The organism is Halorubrum sp. SP3, from assembly GCF_005435195.1.
Lineage (GTDB): Archaea > Halobacteriota > Halobacteria > Halobacteriales > Haloferacaceae > Halorubrum > Halorubrum sodomense.
On sequence record NZ_SGTU01000408.1, the window covers coordinates 1 to 427 of the forward strand.

The 427-nt window shown below is 49.4% G+C and carries 1 protein-coding gene; it reads right to left on the reverse strand.

Annotation, left to right across the window (positions count from 1 at the left end; genetic code table 11):
* On the reverse strand, positions 1-366 hold a 366-nt coding region (locus tag EXE42_RS17025), incomplete at its 3' end, for a hypothetical protein (RefSeq protein WP_137707066.1).
* Positions 367-427 lie beyond the last annotated feature (61 nt).

Consider the following 427-nt stretch of genomic DNA (forward strand, 5'->3'; position numbering starts at 1 on the left):
GGCAGAAGTATGAGACGCATCATATTGTCGAGTGCTGGGTGCCATGATTTCTTTCCCGGCACTCGCATTCGCATCGTATTGCTCAAACCACTCTATCGCTTCCTTCACCGATGGATCATCGGCTCCCCGCGCTTCGATGATGTCGGTGAGGTCGTCAAATGGAAAGTTCTCAACCGTTTCCAGAAATTCACTTATTACTTCACTTGGGGCGTCTCGCACCTGACTCGTAGTATCTTCTGACGGGTATCGCTGAACAAACGGATCGGGATTAAATTCGTCAAATATGACGACCCTGTCTTCTAGATAGCTTTCACGATACGCGTGTTGGTGGTTCCCGACTAGAAGGTCGACGTCATTAATGTCCATATCTTCGTAGCCTGTGTCGGTTCGAAGACGGTCGAGGCCAGCGATATATGGGCACTTTTGA